Consider the following 16,862-nt stretch of genomic DNA (forward strand, 5'->3'; position numbering starts at 1 on the left):
GGCTCGGTCCGCCGGACAGGCCGCCGGACAGGCCCTAGGGAATGAGTGACCAGTGAGCCACATCGTCGTCAAGCGCCCGCCTCGGGTGCTGCCGCCCGAGGTGTCCACGGACGAGATCGTCCTGCAGCCTCCGCCCGAACTGCCGCGCGGGCACCAGGAGAGCGTGCTGATGCAGCTGCTGCCCACGCTCGGCATGGGTGGCTCGGTGGTCTTCTTCTTCACGAGCGGTCAGCCGTTCATGAGGATCATGGGCATGGTGATGATCGCCTCGACGGTGGCCATGTCCATCGCGATGGTGGTCCGCTTCCGGCGCGGCTCCCAGGGGCAGTTGGCGGACATGCGCCGTGACTACCTGAGCTATCTGACGCAGACCCGGCGCACCGCCGTCGACACGGCGAAGGCGCAGCGGGACGCGCAGTACTACCTCCACCCCTCCCCCGAGCAGCTGTGGGCGCTGGTCGCCGAGGGCAGCCGGGTGTGGGAACGGCGGGCGGGCGACGAGGACTTCGCCCAGGTCCGCATCGGCCTCGGTGCCCAGGCGCTCGCCACTCCCCTGATCGCCCCGGAGCACGGTCCTGTCGAACAGCTGGAGCCGCTGACGGCGGGCGCGATGCAGCGCTTCCTCGCGGTGCACGGCACCCTGGAGGACCTGCCGATGGCGGTCTCCCTGCGGGCCTTCTACCACGTCACCATCAGCGGTGAACCGCACTCCGTACGCTCCTCCGCCCGGGCCATGGCCGGTTCGCTGGCCGCGCTGCACTCCCCTGAGGACCTGGTCATCGTGGTCGCGGCGGGCCGGGAGGCGCTGCCGCACTGGGAGTGGGCCAAGTGGCTGCCGCACACGCAGGCGTCCGGCGCCGTGGACGGCGCGGGCAGCCGCAGGCTGATCGACAGCGACACGCGCGAGCTGGAGAACCTGCTGTCCACCCGGCTGACCGGCCGCCCTCGTTTCCACCCCAACGCGACGCCGCTGCCGGACGAGCCGCACATCGTCGTCGTCCTCGACGGCCTGTCCCTGCCGCCGGACTCGGTCCTGGCCAACCCGGAGGGGCTGCAGGGCGTGACCGTCCTGGAGGTCGTCGCGGGCGAGCTCACCGGGGCGGGCGGCGAGCTCGCCATCGTCGTACAGCCCGACGCGCTGCACCTCGAGTCGGGGCACGGTGTCGTCTACGAGGGGACGCCCGACGCCCTCTCCCCCGAGTCCGCCGAGGCCCTCGCCCGGCAACTGGCGCCGCTGCGGGTGGCGACCGGTGGGGACGACGACGAACCGCTGCTGGCCAACCTGGAGTTCACCGATCTGCTCAACCTCGGTGACGCGGCGTCCGTCGACACCAAGCGCACCTGGCGGCAGCGTTCGCTGGCGGAGCGGCTGCGGGTGCCGATCGGTGTCGGGGAGGACGGCCGGCCCGTGATGCTCGACCTCAAGGAGGCCGCGCAGGAGGGCATGGGCCCGCACGGGCTGTGCGTGGGCGCGACGGGCTCCGGCAAGTCCGAGCTCCTGCGCACGCTGGTGCTCGGCCTCGCCGTCACCCACTCCTCCGAGACCCTGAACTTCGTCCTCGCCGACTTCAAGGGCGGCGCGACCTTCGCCGGCATGGCGCAGATGCCGCACGTGGCGGCCGTCATCACCAACCTCGCCGACGACCTCACCCTGGTCGACCGCATGGGCGACTCCATCCGTGGTGAGCTCAACCGCCGCCAGGAGATGCTCCGTGACGCGGGCAACTACGCCAACATCCACGACTACGAGAAGGCCCGCGCGGCCGGCGCTCCCCTGCAGCCGATCCCCTCGCTCGTCCTGGTGATCGACGAGTTCAGCGAACTGCTAACGGCCAAGCCGGACTTCATCGAGATGTTCGTCCAGATCGGCCGCATCGGCCGCTCCCTCGGCGTGCACCTGCTGCTGGCGTCGCAGCGTCTGGAGGAGGGCCGGCTGCGCGGCCTGGAGACGTACCTGTCGTACCGCATCGGTCTGCGCACGTTCTCGGCCGCCGAGTCGCGGGCCGCGCTCGGTGTCCCGGACGCCTACGAGCTGCCGAACGTGCCCGGTTCCGGGTTCCTGAAGTTCGGCACGGACGAGATGGTGCGGTTCAAGGCGGCGTACGTCTCCGGCGTGTACCGCTCGGGTACACAGCGGGCGGCGCTGGGCGGCGGTCCGCTGCCGGTGGACCGGCGGCCGGTGCTGTTCACGGCGGCGGAGGTGCCGGTGCAGTACGTGCAGGTGCCGCAGCAGCGTCCCGCGGGCGCTCCGGATGTCGATGAGGCGCTGGCGGACACCGTGCTGGACGTGATCGTGCGCCGCCTCGAGGCGCAGGGTCCGGCGGCGCACCAGGTGTGGCTGCCGCCGCTGGACAGCCCGCCGTCGCTGGACGACCTCCTGCCGGGCCTGACGGCGGTGGACGGCCGGGGTCTCACGCAGCCGGGCTACGAGGGCGCGGGCCGTCTGGTCGTCCCGGTCGGCCTCGTGGACAAGCCGTACGAGCAGCGCCGCGATCCCCTCTGGGTCGACTTCTCCGGCGCGGCGGGTCACATGCAGGTCATCGGCGGCCCGCAGTCTGGCAAGTCGACGCTCCTGCGCTCGCTGATCTGCTCCTTCGCCCTCACGCACACGCCGCACGAGGTGCAGTTCTACGGCCTCGACTTCGGCGGCGGCGGCATGGCGTCGGTGGCGGGCCTCCCCCACGTGGGCGGGGTGGCCTCACGCCTGGACCCGGAGCGGGTACGGCGCACGGTGGCCGAGGTGTACGGCGTACTGACCCGCCGCGAGGAGTACTTCCGCTCGGCCGGCATCCCGTCGATCGCGGACTTCCGTACCCGCCGGGCGCGCGGCGACATCTCGGTCACGGACCAGCCGTGGGGCGACGTCTTCCTCGTGATCGACGGCTGGGGCAACTTCCGTACGGACTACGAGACGCTGGAGCCGATCGTCGTCGACATGGCGGCGCGCGGTCTGGGCTACGGCATCCACGTCGTCCTGACGGCGTCGCGGTCGATGGAGGTCCGCGCGAACCTCAAGGACCACCTGATGAACCGCCTGGAGCTGCGGCTCGGCGACCCGATGGACTCGGAGATGGACCGCAAGGTCGCAGCGAACGTCCCCACGGGCGTGCCGGGCCGGGGCCAGTCCCCGCAGAAGCTGCACTTCATGGCGGCGGTGCCACGCATCGACGGCCTCACCTCCGACACCGACCTGTCGGACGCTACGCAGGCACTGGCGACGGAGGTCACGCGCCACTGGCAGGCGCCGCCGGCCCCCGAGGTCCGGCTGCTCCCCCGCGAGTTCCCCGCGAACCATCTCCCCCCGGGCGACCGCTTCCCGCGCCGCGGAGTGGCCTTCGCCCTCGACGAGGACAACCTCGAACCGGTCTTCGTCGACTTCGAACAGGACCCGTTCTTCCTCGTCTTCGGCGAGAGCGAGTCCGGCAAGTCGAACCTGCTGCGCCTGCTGGTCAAGCAGCTGACGGAGCGCTACTCGGGCGACGAGTGCAAGCTGTTCGTGGTCGACAACCGGCGCTCCCTGCTCGACGTGACGCCGTCCTCCCACCTGGCCGAGTACATCCCGATGTCCAACGCCATGGAGCACCACATGTCGGCTCTCGCCAACCTCATGCAGCGCCGCACGCCCACGGCGGAAGTCACGGCCCAGCAGCTACGGGACCGCAGCTGGTGGCGCGGCCCGACGGTCTACGTCGTCATCGACGACTACGACCTCGTCTCCACCTCCAGCGGCAACCCGCTCTCCGAGCTCACCGAACTCCTCCCCTTCGCCCGCGACGTCGGCGTCCGCTTCATCATCGCCCGCTCGACAGCGGGCGCAGGGCGTGCCTCCTACGAGCCCTTCATGCAGCGCATGAAGGAACTGGGCGCCCAGGGCGTCGTCCTGGCGGGCGACCCGGGCGAGGGCGATCTCCTGGGCGGGGTCCGGCCGCGGCCGATGCCTGCGGGGCGGGGGGTCTTCGTGTCCCGGCGGAGGGGGAAGCCGTTGGTGCAGGTGGGGTTGGTGGAGGGGACGTACTAGGCGCTGGTCGAGGCACCGTTTCCTGTCGAGAACCCCGGAGGGCTTCGCCCCGCATTGTCCAGTGGTACGGCTGTGACGTGTGGAAGATGCGGCGAGATCCGTGAACCAGTTTGTACTCGGCTCACGGATCTGGCCCGTTGGAAGCCGGAGCATTCAGGCCCGCCCGGGGAGCACGGGCCTCGGGATCCCGGCAGCGGCGGACACCCCGCACCGGACCCCAGCAGCTTCGGCGACCTCGAAGCGAGCCAGAAGGAGCTGGCGATCGGTGCGGCGATCACGACGAACGTTCCGCCGGAGGGCCGCGCCAAGGAGGACACGGACAACAAGGGCGAGATCACCGCCCTCCGAGGGACGACGTCTTCTTCGAGAGGTCACCGATAGCGGATGACATACAGGGCGTGGACGCCAGGTCCCTCAAGTGAGGGCACGGCGTCCGAGGCGGCTCCGTCGATCAGCGTGACTCCTTGGGACGTGTGTACCGCGTTCAGGAGCCAGCCGACGGACTCTCGTCCGCGGGTGTCCACGCGGCGCACCCAGACAACGGCTCGGGCCTCCAGGGGGAAGGCCCGTAGCTCCTCCATCGCGGTGGACCAGGTCGCGTGGGCGGTGGTGGAGAGGACGGGGCCGAGAGCGGACAGGGTGGGCTGGAACCAGGCCGCTTGAGCGGGTGGTGGGGGCTTCGAGAAGCCCGGCGAGCCCGGGCTCCCGCCGGCGTCCCAGCGGGCCAGCCAGGTCCAGGGGTCGGCGTTGGGCAGGCCGAAGGGGGCTGTCGTCGACTTGGGCACAATCAGCGTGGCGTCGAGCATGGCGTCCTGCCAGTGGCCGTCACGCAGGTAGCTCTTCGTGTTGCACGCGAACACCCAACCGCGTCGGATCTCGTCCTGCGGTGCGGGGTCGAGCAGCTGGACAGCGCCGTTGTAGGCCTGGTCCACCCACAGCTGTGCCTTGCGGAGCGCGGAGCCGAAGTCGTTCGCCTCTGATTCCCACGGCCAGCGCTGGGCCGGTCCCGTGTCCGGCAGTTGGCGGATGAGGACCAACTCACGGAGCATGGACGTGTCGAGCTTCGCCAGGCCGCCCACCTGGGCGTCCAGCAGGACGACCTGCCCATGGTTGTTGTGTGCGTAGAGCAGGTTGCCGGTCGCTTCAGCTCCGCCGAGTTGCCGACGGACCCAGACCACACCGCGGGTGTCCGGGCCCGGGTCGCCCACCGCTCTGATCACCGAGTCCCAGTCACTGACCGGGATCTGTTCGAAGCTCGGGAAGTAGCGCCGGGCCAGCCGGTCCCACCAGCCGGGAGCCTCGTCGGAGGGCTGCCACGGCAGGGGCGTCGAGGGGGCGCCGTCGATCGCGGAATGCACAGTCACCACGCAACCGCGCGCATTGATCCGGCGGGACTGGGCGGAGACGCGGTTGGCCGCCTCCTGCGGGGCGGCCGGTGCCATGTCAGCGAGCGGATCACTGGCCGAGGGGTGGAACGGCGCGCTGCCGTCCTTGGAGACGACCAGGGAGGCCGCCAGCATGGGTGTGGGAGGGTACCCCGGTTGCGCAAGGGTCCGGCAGGCGAACATCCACGCCGTGGTGGTCTCGTACACGGGGTGGGGGGCGGCCAGTTCGACGAGGTCTCGGTAGGTGTGGTGGAGCCAGGCTGCGGCCTGTCGATCAGGGCTGAGCACTGGGTCAGCTCCCGGGGCGCTGGTCGATGCCCGGCCAGTCGCCCACTTCACGCCGACGCATGTACTCGGCGACGGGAAGTGCGGTCGGCGGCCAGTGCGCCGCTTCTTCCTCGTGCGGAACAATCACCACAGCAGTGAAGGGCGCATCCGCGAGATGCCCGGTCTCGAGATGCTCCTTCCAGTCGAACCGGATCGCCCAACCGAAGCCGTACTCCTCGGATTCCGGCAGCATGACCAAGGAGTCGGTTTTGTCGGGATACCTCGTCCTTACGAACTGTGCGGCTGCCTCGACTGCTTCGGACTTGCTCACCGCTTACTTGACTCCCTCGTGATACGGAATGTGCCCAATTGCAGACGCATTCTTTTCGAGTCGCCCCAAGGCGCCGAACTGGCCGTCCAGGAAGACAACTCCATGGGTGGGTTCTCAGCGTGGAAGACGTGCGCCGAGTACGCAGCCTGGGCCCGCTCCTCAGGGGGGAGGGCCCGAAGGTCTCGTCCAGGAATGCCTCGTACTGCTCATCGCTCACGCCTGTGGCGTGCTGGACGTTCAGTGGGCCGGGGATGGGGCCGGTCATCGCCTGCGAGGTCATCACGTCCCTGGCGGCGTCCTTCAAGCCCTGCTTGCTGGTGTCGGCACGCCCATCTCCGGGATCACTACGTCCAGGAGGCGCCAGCCGAGCACCGAGACGCAGTCGCGTCCGTCTCGGGGGCCGCCCTGCAACTGGTCGAATCTGGCGACGTTCGCTTCGCTGGTGAAGGCATGGATCCATCGCACACCACCGAAGTCGGCGGTCAGAAAGCCCTCGCCTCGCACGATGGGGAGGAGGACTGTGGTGTCCCGGAAGCGGCGATCGTATGCCTGATCCGCTGTATCCGCTCGGTGGCGCCGAGGGTTGTTGCGTCGAGGCCTGGGGGCGCTTCGACGCGTGCGGCTGCGTCAGGGTCGTCTGGTGTCGCGGTCGGTTCCAGTCCCGCGATTAGCTTTGCTGATTTTCTGACGATTCCCCGAGCCGGAGGGTCCGAGGCGGCCGCTTCGCGCTCAACCGCCTACCTTTTCAGCCCTTCCCACTCGTCCCAGACCACTGGTGGTTCCTCAAGGTGATACGGGACGGGGTGGGCACCTCCCGCGCGTGCCCACCCCGGATGTCGCTCTGTCAGCTCACTGGAAGTAGCTGGCTGCCTTGAGGTCGCCGCCGCGGTAGTCGCCGCTGGCGGTGTTGACCTTCTGGCCGATGCTGACGAGGGCCGTGTGGATGGCGGCGGCGTCGGCGTCCCACTGCTTCATCTTCTCGCCGAAGGCGGTCGCGGCCTCGCCCTCCCAGCCGGCGGCGGCCTGGACCACGGCGGCCTTCAGCGCCTGGAGGTCCTCTTCGAGCTTCTTGGCCTGGTTACCGAGCTCGGTGGTGATCGCGTCGAGACCGCCGTACTTTACGGCGAGTTCGTCGTAGTGCACTCCAGCCATGGTTCCTCATCTCTCTTCGTTGAAGTTCGGTGGGGGCTCTGTGGCCCCGCGGCCCCGCTCAGTAGCTGTTGAGAGCCGAGTGCGCGCCGCCCTGCTGGACGTCGATGCTCGACATGGTCGCGCGGACCTCGTCCTCGAGCTTGTCCTTGTCCTTGCGGGTGGCGTTGATGTTGTCCAGGAACCAGGTGAGCAGCCCGCCGATGTGCTTCACGCGCTCGTTGATCTCGACCTGCTTGTCGTTGAAGGCCTTGGCGCCGATGCCTCGCCAGTTCGCCTCCATCATGTCCAGCGTTCCCTGGAGGCGGGAGAGCTGGCCCTTGATGGACTCGTACCTCTCCACGATGTTCTTTTCGAGCTTGATTACGTCGCCGTCATTGAGCCGCTGGCCATCTGCCATTGCGGGACATCCCTTCGTGGAGTTCGGGTGGTGCGTGGTGCGTGGTTCTGAGGTGCGTCAGGTGGTTCGCCTCTTGCGCACGACGGCGAAGATGCCGCCGCCGATTGCCAGGACAGCCACCGCGGCTCCGACGGCCACCCACATCGTGGTGTCGTCGGACGTGTCCGAGCTTGATCCTGCCGCCGAAGTCGCGCCGCCTGAAGTGTTTTTCGAGGGCTGTGACGAGGTTGGTGCGGAGGGGGAGGCCGACTTGTCGCCCGTGACGCCCGCCGCGTTTTCCTTGGCGAGCGGGTCGGTCTTGGCCGGGCCGGGGTTGAAGTCGCTGTTCTCCAACACCTTGCGGGGACGGATCAGCCCGTATCCGAGGTACGTGCTCGGGTCGTCCTTCGCCCAGTCGCGTCCGGCGGTGTCGATCAGGCTGGCGAGGACCTGGTTTGCCGTCCACTTCGGGTGGGCGGACCAGACGAGGGCGGCGGAGGCGGAGGCGATGGCTGTGGCTTGGCTGGTGCCCTTGCCTGAACAGTACGAACGGAACGTGTGGTCACACCAAGTCGGGACGTCGAGGCCAGGCGACGCAAGGTCTACGTAGTTGCCGTGCTCCGAGAACTTTCCGACCTTTCCGTGCTCGTCCGAGGCTGCGACGCCAACAACGTACGGATACGCGGCCGGATAACCAATAAGGCTCTTCCTCTCCCCGTCGTTGCCCACGCCTGCGAACATCAACTTGCCCTTGGATTGGGCATACTTGATGGCCGCTTCCTCCTCTGGATCGTCACCGGGGCTACCGTAGGACATGTTGATAATCTTGGCGTCGCTGTCAGCAGCGGCTCTGATGGCCTGCGCCGAGTTGGCGGTCTTCTCCCTCTCCGCCTTGTCCTTCAGATCGTCGAACGTGATCCGGTAAGGCACAATCTTTGCGCCGGGGGCCAGGCCTTTCAGCCCATCACCCGCACCAGTACCTGCGATCAGCTCCGCCATGGTTGTTCCGTGGCCCGAGTAGTCCTTTGTCGCACCGTAAGCGACGGCTTTCGGTACCTCGTCGGTCAGAACCTGGCCCTTCAGAGAGGAGGTGGCAGAGTTGACGCCCGAGTCAATGACAGCGACCTTGACGCCTTTGCCCGTGCTCACCTTCCACATTTCCTCAGCCCTCATCGCCGACAAGTACCACTGCTGAGACTGAACGTCGGCGGCCTGCGCGCTTGGAGCCAGGCCTGCGGACAGGACGACCAAGGCGCCAAGCGCTGAGCAGACGGTGGAGACCCGTCTCCGATTTCGTCTCGCGTAAGGCGCGCTCCACATGCCGCGTCGACTGATCCCTGCCACCATTCCTCTGTCTGTCCTTGCTCTTGTCCGGTCAGTCGGTCGCCGACGCGTCGTCGCGCCGCTGGTCGCGACGTGCACGCGTCTCGCGTGGACTCTGGTTGGCCGCTGAACCACGCGCCGCGTCGGGCCTGCTGTTCCTTGCCCCAGTAGCTCGTCCCTTCGGCGTTCCGACGACGCCGTCAGGGCTACCGACAGCACGGCGAGGCGTCTGTCCCGCGCCCGTCGTTGAGCCTGGAGCTCCGATCACCCCACGCTGGGCGCCCCCGCGCCTCTCGCTCACACCGCGCGATGTGGGTCCACCCTCAGCGCCTACAACCGTTCCGCGTGGCAGCTTGGAACCCTTGGCAGTGGAAGTGGCTCCGGTGACGGGCTTCCCGCCGACAACGCCATCGGTGCTACGCCCGGCGCCTGTGCGCCCAGCACTTTGACGGCCGGAGTTCTCAGTACCCATGCCAGTGACCGGACCCCGAACACCACTGGCCCGTCCGGCCGCCGCCTGTCCCTCGGCCTTCGGCACCCCGCCGACCACGCCTCGCCCCGTAGGCCCACTCGCACGGCCGCCTGCCTGCCCCGGTGCAAGGGCACGCCCGGCCTGCCCGATGGGGCCGGTTCCCGTACGCCCTGCAGAGGTGCCGCCGGGGATACCGCCGGCCCGCCCCTGCGCCGAGGCAGGCAGCTTGCTCCCAGGCACTCCGCCGAACCCAGAGGTACGCCCGGCCAGCCCTCGAGGAGTAGTGGGTACCGCAACAGGGGCAAAGGGAGGAATCGTCCCCGGTGGAGTTCCGCCTTGGCCAGCGGTCGGGGGCGGTGTGATGGTCGTCGGCTTCACGGTCTCCTGTGGCGGCAGCGTACCGACGCTGTCGATCTCCGTACCGACGTGCCGGTCCGGGAGTGTGGGGGGATCGACCAGCTCTCTGGCAGACGGAAGAGAAACGTCCGACTGCGCCCGCTCGGTCGGGGCATGCGTCGAGTGAGGGCCCACAATCTCCGAGCCCCTCGTGTGAGCAACAGGATTGGTCGCCTGTCCTCCAGGAGGCTCCACCTTGTAGCCACCCGTCGGCTCCGGCACCCCCGCAGCCGGCATCTTGGGAAACACCGGCTCCTCAGCCAGCTGCATCATCCCGCTAGACACCGTGTAGAACGACGCCAGCCGGTACATCTGGTTGATGGCTTCCTGCCGGTGGTTCTCCGCCGTGACCGCCGCTGCGTACTCCTCGTTGCTGTCGATCCGCTTCGTCTCAGGGATTTCATCGATCGATTTGGGGGCGGAGCGGGTGTCACGCGGGGGCATGGACTTGCGTACGGAGGCGAGTCCCGAGCTGGCCGCCATCACCTGGGTGCCCACCTCGTCGGCGTAATTGGCGAGCGCGAGGGCGGTGGTGGCCAGGTTCGTGCCCCAGGTGTAGAAGGCGGTGTGGGCCTCGCCCTGCCAGTCGACGTTGCCGAGGTTGCGGCTGAGTTCTTCGGCCGCCTCGTTGATGGCGTCCCGGGCGTCGACGAGTGCCGTGGCCGCGCTCTCCAAGGTCTCCGGGCTCGCCGACTCCACGATGTCGATCATCTCGTTGAGGTCGTAGCCCTCGAAGCTGGTCTTGCCGAAGCCGCCGGGACTGCCAGGGGCAGCGGGGCTGATCACCGCCGCCTTGTTCATCGCGTCGTCCACGCCGGTGTTCTGCTGCGTGGCGTCCTGGCGTGCCGCCTGGTAACTGTCCGACTTGTTCTTGTCGCCGCTCATCAGTACCCCGCGTTGGTGTGGTCGGCGGTGTTGTCGCGCTTGGTCTGCTCGTTCAGCATCGCTTCGCGTTCCTGGTTGACCTCGGTCCGGATCTCGTGGAACCGGTACCGCTGGTCCTCTTCGAGGTTGTCGAAGGTGACGTCAGCGCCATGGACGGCGATCCGCATGGCCTCCAGCTGGAGGCCGAGCGACTTGGACAGCGACGTGATGCGCTCATGGACCCGCTCGTACTCCACGTGGAGCGCCTTCGCTTCGGGGAAGTTCCCCATACCGAACGCGGACTCCGACAGGCGGTGCGTTCCGACCTTGGACGAGCCGCCCGCTGAGTCCTCGAAGGCCTTGAGCAGGTCGTCCACACGCTCCTTGAACTTCGACAGCGCCATGAAGCCACGGCCTACGTCGGCGGCGCCCCCGCCCATGTCTGCAGGAAGCACGAAGCGTTCCCTCCCCGTTTCCGCTGCCCGTCCTGGGCAGCCAATGCCCCTCAAGTGTTCATGACCGCAACATGACCACTGTAGTGAATACCTCTGACAGCCCCAACTGCCATATGCAACAACCGTGCTACCACTGAACGAAGCTTCATTGGTTCTTCACGCCACGGCACCGCCCTCAGGCGGCTCGCTGTTCCTCCAACCAGCGTCGCGCCCCGACCTCGCTGGGATACTCGCGCACCGTCATCCACGCGGTCAGCCAGCCCACGATGTAGGCAGCGAAGGCCGGCATGACGGGTGCCGCGAGGAGTACCAGGGCGCGGCCGAGTGCGACCCGGCCGGGGGCACGACCGTTGTGGGCGCGTTTGGCGGCGCGGGTCTGCTCGGGGGTCGGGGGGTGGAGCATGCCTTCGCGGTGGCTTCGGCGCTGCTTGATCCAGCCCCAGACCAGGGCGACGGCGGACGCCGCCACCTGCACGCTGTCGGACACGGTGCGCGCGGTGGGCGGTATCTCGTCGCGGAACCCCTGGTAGAGGCTGAGGGCGATGAAACAGAAGAAGGCCATGACCAGGAGCAGGAAGACGGTCGTACGTGCTCGGCTGAGCCAGTAGAGCGCGCCCCGCCTGTACCAGGTGGTGCCCAGCTTGGGCAGGGAGGGGATGGGGACCGGGGCCTCGACCGGCCGGGCCTCAGAAGATGCTCGTGACGCCATGCCAGATGTCCTTCGCCATGCGTACGCCGTCGTCCTTGGTCTCGGTCAGCACGTGACCCGTGCCGGTCAGCACGCCCCCGACCACGCCGTGGTCGTGGATGTCCTCGCTCCAGTGCTCGTGGAAGGAGTGGTCGAGGAGACTGGTCGCGCCGATCGCGGCCACCACACCGACCCCGGCGACCGCCACGGCGCCCTCGACGGGCAGGGCGGCAGCGGCGGCGGCTCCGACCGCCACACCGCCGAGCGCCGCGGCGCCGTCGACTTCCACGGAGTGCTGCCAGGACCAGCCCTTGTCGTGGTCCTCCTTCGCCTCCACCAGGCCGCAGGCGGCGGCCGCGGCGACGTCGAGTACGGGGATCTCCCGGAGGAACTCGGGCAGTTCGGCGACGCCTTTGCCGAGGCGCAGGGCGTCCGCGGCGTCGGCCAGTTTGACGTTCAGGGCGCGGTCGTAAGGGAGGGCCGTACTGCCGTGGTCGGCTCGGGCGATGGACTCCTCGAGGGAGTCGACCTTCATCATCGCGTCGCGATAGGCGCTCTTGGCGGGGAGGTCCTTCGGGAGGGACCGGCCCGCCTTCTGGAAGGCCTTGCGCTCCGCGCGGAGTTCCTTCTTGGCCTCGCGCTCCTCCGCCTTGGCGCCGTCCAGCAGTGTGCGGGCCTCTCTGCCGCCGGCCCGCGCGTCCTCCGCGTCGTACGCGTACAGACCGCGCAGCGCGTCGGCGAGGGTGATCTTGTCTCCGGTCGAGACCGGTTTCGTCACCTGCTCGTACAGGCCGCGCAGTTGGTCCGCCGCCGCCAGCCGTGCGTGCTGGGCGGTGTGCAGGACCTCGTCGCGTACCTTGGCGTACTCGTTCATCGCCGAGATCGCCTTCTGGTCGTCCGCGCTGGGCGGGTTCGCGGTGACCATGGGTTCCGGGACGCCCTTGTCGCCCATGGTCACGCCCTTGCGTGTGGCGACGTGCTCGGCGTTCTGCAGGGCCGTCTCGCAGGCGGTGAGTGCGTCGACGAGGGTGGCGAGGATGTCGCCGGCGCTGTGGACGAGACTCGCGAAGGCGCCGGCCGCCAGCGCGTCCTCGCTCCAGGTGGCGCGGAAGGTCTCGGCCGCCTCGCCCTTCCAGCCGGCGTCGCCGACGAGGGATTCGACCGCGGTGGTGAGTGGCCGGACCACGTCGTCGAGCTTGTCCTTGGCGTTCTTGTACGTCTCGGCCATCGTGCGCAGGCCGCCGATGTCGCCGCCGACCCAACTTCCGCCGGTCATCAGCCGTCCCCCGTCATGAGGTCCTCGAACAGTCCGTGCACGTCGATGTCGTGCCGTTGGAAGGAGTCGCGGGCGTACGTCACCTTGTCGCCGTGGTCGTCCAGCCGGTCGGCGAAGCCGGTGTGCAGGGCGACGATGAGGTCGGCGACCTCCTTGAGGGCGTGGTCGAGTCCGGCGTCTCCGCCGTCGGCCACGGGCGGGGCGACGTCGGCGTGCAGGGTGCGGTAGTCGCGGGCCTGGTCGTGGAAGGTCTTGGACATCGAGGTGAGGTCGCTCAGGACCGCCTTGAAGTCGGCCGCCATCAGCGCACCTCCCGCGCGTAGGCGGCGAGGTCGGCGGGATGCCAGTTGGGCGGTCCGGGGGCCAGGTGCGGGTTCAGCCGGACGGTCACGCCCTGTCCGCCCACGCCCTCGGCCAGTGGGCCGAGGGAGGTGACGACCCACGGCTGGGCCTCGCCCAGCGCGGCCACGAGCCGGTCCAGGGAGGTGAAGGCGAGGGCCACGGTGCCGTCCGTGGGGTGCTCGAAGAGTTCGTACGCGATGAAGGGGACTCGGGTGGGGGTGCCGGATTCGTCGGTGGCTTCGACGTAGCGCGGGTGCGCGGGGACGAACACCGGGGTGTGGTACGGGGGTACGCCCGGCTTCGGGCCCTCCGGTCGTGCTGCCTCGACCGGCTGCTCGTCGGCGTAGTCGAGAAGGGGGGAACGGCGGGGTTCCGGACCCGACGGGCAGGGCGGGGCCGGTGTCTGCGGTGGGTCCGCTTCGAGGTAGTCGAGAAGGCGTGAACGGATCGGTGTGCTCACCGCCGTCTCCTCTTCGCCGTGGCTGATGTGGCGTCATCACAGTAGCCAGCGGGCAGTGGGGCGGATCCCGCTATTTCGGGCAGCGGGGGCGCGGCATGCGGAACCCATACGGCGGTTTGGGCGCGGGCTGGTGCGCGTTTGACCGCGGCATGACCAGGTGGCCGAAAGAGTGCCCCTCGACCGCACCCGCCCCTACTCCGCCCCGGCGGTCCTCCTGGCCCGGCGCCTGGCGTCCCTGAGGGCCACCGCCGTGCCGCCCGCCGCGGCCACGAGGACTGCGGCGCCCACGGCGACGTACGTGGCGAGGCGGGCGTTGCGTTCGTCGGGGGTCTCGCCGAGTCGGAACCTGGCCGGAGTGGGGGCCTCGGCCTTGGAGAGGCCCGACCGGGGGTCGGGGGACTCCACGGGTCGGTCGTCCTCCGTGAGGGCGCGGACGGGGTCGACGACGCCCCAGCCGACGAGGCGGTCGTGGCCGGCGATGGTGCGTTCCGCGGTCTGTTCGATCTGGGCGACGATCTCGCGCGCGGTCCAGGTCGGGTGCTTGGCCTTGATGAGCGCCGCGACGCCCGCGACGTACGGGGCCGAGAAGCTCGTACCGTTGTCGGAGCAGTGGCCGCCCTTGGGGACCGTGGAGATCATGTCGACGCCGGGGGCCGCCACGCCGACGAAGTCGCCGGACTGGGAGAACGCGGCGCGCTCGTTGTTGCGGTCGGAGGCCGCGACCGCGAGGACGCCCTTGTAGGAGGCGGGGTAGGTCTTCTTGACGTTGCCGCCGAGGCCGTCGTTGCCCGCCGAGGCCACGACGACGATGTTCTGGGCGAGGGCCGCGTCGACGGCCTGTTCCAGGGCGGCCGCGGGCTTGATCGCCTTCGAGGTGTCCTGGGAGATGTTGATGACGTCGGCCTTGGCCTGGATGGCGTAGCGGATCGCCTGGGCGAGGGTGTCCGCGGTGCCGTGGCCCTCGGCGTCGTTCTGCTCGATGGGGATGATCGTCGCCTCGGGGGCCAGGCCGACGAAGCCGGTACCGGAGGCCGGGCGGGCCGCGATGATGCCGGCGACCTTGGTGCCGTGGCCGACGGTGTCCGTCGTGCCGTTCTCCTTGCCGCGCTCGACGGGGTCGCCGTTCTCGTCCTTGATGCCGCGCGGGAGGAAGTTGCGGCCGCTCTTCGCGTCCACCGCGCGGGTGAGTTGGGGGTTCGTCATGTCGACGCCGGTGTCGATGACGGCGACGCGCGTGCCCTTGCCCTTGGACTGGCTCCACAGTTCGTCCAGGAGGACGCGTTGCAGGGACCAGGGGCGGCCGGGGTACTTGCCGTTGGGGAACGAGCACTGGTCCGAGTAGGGCGGGTCGGCCGCCGCCGCGGGGGGTGCGAGGACCGTGGCCGTCGTCAGCAGGGTCGCGGCCGCCACGAGGGTCGTACGCAGCACCGTCACCCCGGTCCCCAGGAACGCCGTCGTACGCAGCACCGTCGCCCCCTTCCTCAAGAGCCCTGCGGCTGACGTGCCGCTGCCGTGGACAGTCGTGGGCCGGTGGGCAGGAACTCGGACCAGGCGGCGGGGATCGGCGCGGGGTCGACGTCGGCGTAACCGAGGCGCGTCTGGGCCTGCTTGGCCTCCTGCTGGAGCTGCTCGCGGTCCTTCTCGGTGGTACCGATGCCGGCGTCGTCGGTGGCGCTGTCGGCGTTGGACTGCAGGACGTACCGCAGCCCGGTGTCGGTGACGAGGAAGACGGGGCCCGTGTTGGTCGCCCTGCCCTGGTACTGGCGGTAGAGCTGGCCGGAGCCGGGCGTGACGTAGGCGCTGGAGGAGCCCGTGGGGAGCTTGGCGGGGAAGTCGGTGCCCGCCCAGGTGCTCAGGGTCGTGGCACCCGAGCCGTTCACGTCGCGCAGGACGTTGCAGACGGTGCTGCGGCTGCCGGTCGTGCCGGACGCCTCGTTGACGGGGGCGGGGTCGCCGGTCGGCCAGCGGTGCTCGGTGCCGAAGGGCTTGCCGGGGACGATCGCGCCGGGGCTCACCTCCCGGGCGTGACCGGCCTGGCCGAGCGGGGCCAGTTCCTCGCTGAACAGCAGGAGTTGGGCGACGAAGGCAGAGACGGGGGCGACCCGGCCCGGCAGCACCACGTAGTACTGCTCGCTGTTGTTGTCGAAGGCCTTGAGCACCATGCCGACCTTGTTGGTCGACGCGTCGAGCTGGCCGGGGGCGTCGGCCGCGGTGCCCGGCTGGTCGGTGATGTCGGGGAAGCTGATGGGGTCGCCCTGATGCAGGGTCTCCAGCCACTCCTTCGACACCGGCTCGGGGACGCGGCCGGAGCCGACCACGGCGCGCAGCAGGAGTTCGTCGGACTTGTCGACGCGGTACGCGGTCCCCTTCGCGTCGACGACGTAGCGGTTCTTGTCCGGGTCCACGACGTAGAGGAGCTGGCCGCCGCGCAACCGCTCCTTGCCCTCGGTGGACTTCATGTCGCGGGAGGCGAGGACCAGCGCGGCCTTCTGGATGGAGCCGCCGCCCGCGCTCGGGCGCTCGCAGACCACCCAGCGCTTCGCCTTGCCCGCCTCCGAGGCCTCCGGCAGGCGGTCGGGCGCGTACGGGATGCCGATCGTGACGCCGTGCGGGATCTTCCCGCTGTCGAGGACGGATTCGGCGACCGTCACGACCTCGCCCTGGTTGGAGTTGAGGAGCAGCTTGGCGGACGCCATGTTGAGGACCGGGTGCAGCTGGACCTCGCCGTCCGTCTTGAGGACGACGTACCGGGTGGTCGACTTGTCGGCGACGATCACCTTGGCGTTGGGGGTGTCCCAGCCCTTGGGCGCGGTCGGCTTGAACATGCCCCAGGCGCCGAAGACGGCCATGACGACGACGCCCACGATGACGCTGGGGACGATCGCCCGCAGCGGGCGTGGTGCCGCCTCCTCCGAACCGTCGGACGATGACTGAAGGAAGGCCGCGAGCATGCGGCGCTTCGCGAAGGTGTAGGCATTGAGCTGGTCGCGCCGAGATGCCATCTGTGCCTGTCTCTCCCCGTTTTCGCCTGGGCCGCGCTCGCCGGTGACGCGGTCC

At 69.4% G+C, this 16,862-nt stretch carries 14 protein-coding genes; 1 reads left to right on the plus strand and 13 read right to left on the minus strand.

Going from position 1 to position 16,862, the window contains the following annotated elements:
* The first annotated feature begins 52 nt into the window (after positions 1-52).
* A complete protein-coding gene (gene eccCa, locus ACGFNV_RS41620) occupies positions 53-4,018 on the plus strand; it encodes a type VII secretion protein EccCa (RefSeq protein ID WP_393630240.1) in 3,966 nt (1,321 codons plus the stop codon).
* Between the two features lie 371 nt (positions 4,019-4,389).
* Here the strand turns inward: eccCa and ACGFNV_RS41625 are convergent, their stop codons facing one another.
* From ACGFNV_RS41625 to eccB, 13 genes are all read right to left on the minus strand, one after another.
* A complete protein-coding gene (locus ACGFNV_RS41625; protein ID WP_393630241.1) occupies positions 4,390-5,691 on the minus strand; it encodes a YrhB domain-containing protein in 1,302 nt (433 codons plus the stop codon).
* Positions 5,692-5,695: 4 nt separating this feature from the next.
* Complete coding sequence (locus tag ACGFNV_RS41630) at positions 5,696-6,001, minus strand: serine protease (protein ID WP_393630243.1); 306 nt, start codon at positions 5,999-6,001, stop codon at positions 5,696-5,698.
* Positions 6,002-6,850: 849 nt separating this feature from the next.
* Positions 6,851-7,153, minus strand: a complete 303-nt coding sequence (locus tag ACGFNV_RS41635; protein WP_133930343.1) for a WXG100 family type VII secretion target — start codon at positions 7,151-7,153, stop codon at positions 6,851-6,853.
* 58 nt (positions 7,154-7,211) lie between these two features.
* Positions 7,212-7,550 (minus strand): WXG100 family type VII secretion target, encoded by a 339-nt coding sequence (locus tag ACGFNV_RS41640; protein ID WP_393630245.1) that lies wholly within the window; start codon positions 7,548-7,550, stop codon positions 7,212-7,214.
* 57 nt (positions 7,551-7,607) lie between these two features.
* Complete coding sequence (locus ACGFNV_RS41645; protein ID WP_393630397.1) at positions 7,608-8,687, minus strand: S8 family serine peptidase; 1,080 nt, start codon at positions 8,685-8,687, stop codon at positions 7,608-7,610.
* Between the two features lie 217 nt (positions 8,688-8,904).
* A complete protein-coding gene (locus ACGFNV_RS41650) occupies positions 8,905-10,605 on the minus strand; it encodes a hypothetical protein (protein ID WP_393630247.1) in 1,701 nt (566 codons plus the stop codon).
* Positions 10,605-11,039: a hypothetical protein gene (locus ACGFNV_RS41655; protein WP_393630249.1), complete on the minus strand. Its 435-nt coding sequence runs from the start codon at positions 11,037-11,039 to the stop codon at positions 10,605-10,607. Before ACGFNV_RS41655 ends, ACGFNV_RS41650 begins: the two co-directional genes overlap by 1 nt.
* 175 nt (positions 11,040-11,214) lie before the next feature.
* Entirely contained in the window at positions 11,215-11,748 is a 534-nt protein-coding gene (locus tag ACGFNV_RS41660) for a hypothetical protein (protein WP_393630251.1), read from the minus strand.
* The gene (locus tag ACGFNV_RS41665) at positions 11,726-13,003 is read right to left on the minus strand and encodes a WXG100 family type VII secretion target (RefSeq protein WP_393630253.1); all 1,278 of its coding nucleotides are present in this window, start codon (positions 13,001-13,003) and stop codon (positions 11,726-11,728) included. The genes ACGFNV_RS41660 and ACGFNV_RS41665 overlap by 23 nt, the downstream gene beginning before the upstream one ends.
* Positions 13,003-13,305 carry a DUF6317 family protein gene (locus ACGFNV_RS41670; protein WP_393630255.1) on the minus strand — a complete coding sequence of 101 codons (303 nt, stop codon included), beginning with the start codon at positions 13,303-13,305 and terminating at the stop codon, positions 13,003-13,005. Before ACGFNV_RS41670 ends, ACGFNV_RS41665 begins: the two co-directional genes overlap by 1 nt.
* A complete protein-coding gene (locus ACGFNV_RS41675; protein WP_393630257.1) occupies positions 13,305-13,805 on the minus strand; it encodes an SAV_915 family protein in 501 nt (166 codons plus the stop codon). The genes ACGFNV_RS41670 and ACGFNV_RS41675 overlap by 1 nt, the downstream gene beginning before the upstream one ends.
* 192 nt (positions 13,806-13,997) lie before the next feature.
* Positions 13,998-15,269: a type VII secretion-associated serine protease mycosin gene (gene mycP, locus ACGFNV_RS41680; protein WP_393630399.1), complete on the minus strand. Its 1,272-nt coding sequence runs from the start codon at positions 15,267-15,269 to the stop codon at positions 13,998-14,000.
* 17 nt (positions 15,270-15,286) lie between these two features.
* A complete protein-coding gene (gene eccB / locus ACGFNV_RS41685) occupies positions 15,287-16,807 on the minus strand; it encodes a type VII secretion protein EccB (RefSeq protein ID WP_393630259.1) in 1,521 nt (506 codons plus the stop codon).
* Positions 16,808-16,862 lie beyond the last annotated feature (55 nt).

Origin of the sequence: Streptomyces sp. NPDC048751 (genome assembly GCF_043198595.1) — a bacterium.
Taxonomy (GTDB): domain Bacteria; phylum Actinomycetota; class Actinomycetes; order Streptomycetales; family Streptomycetaceae; genus Streptomyces.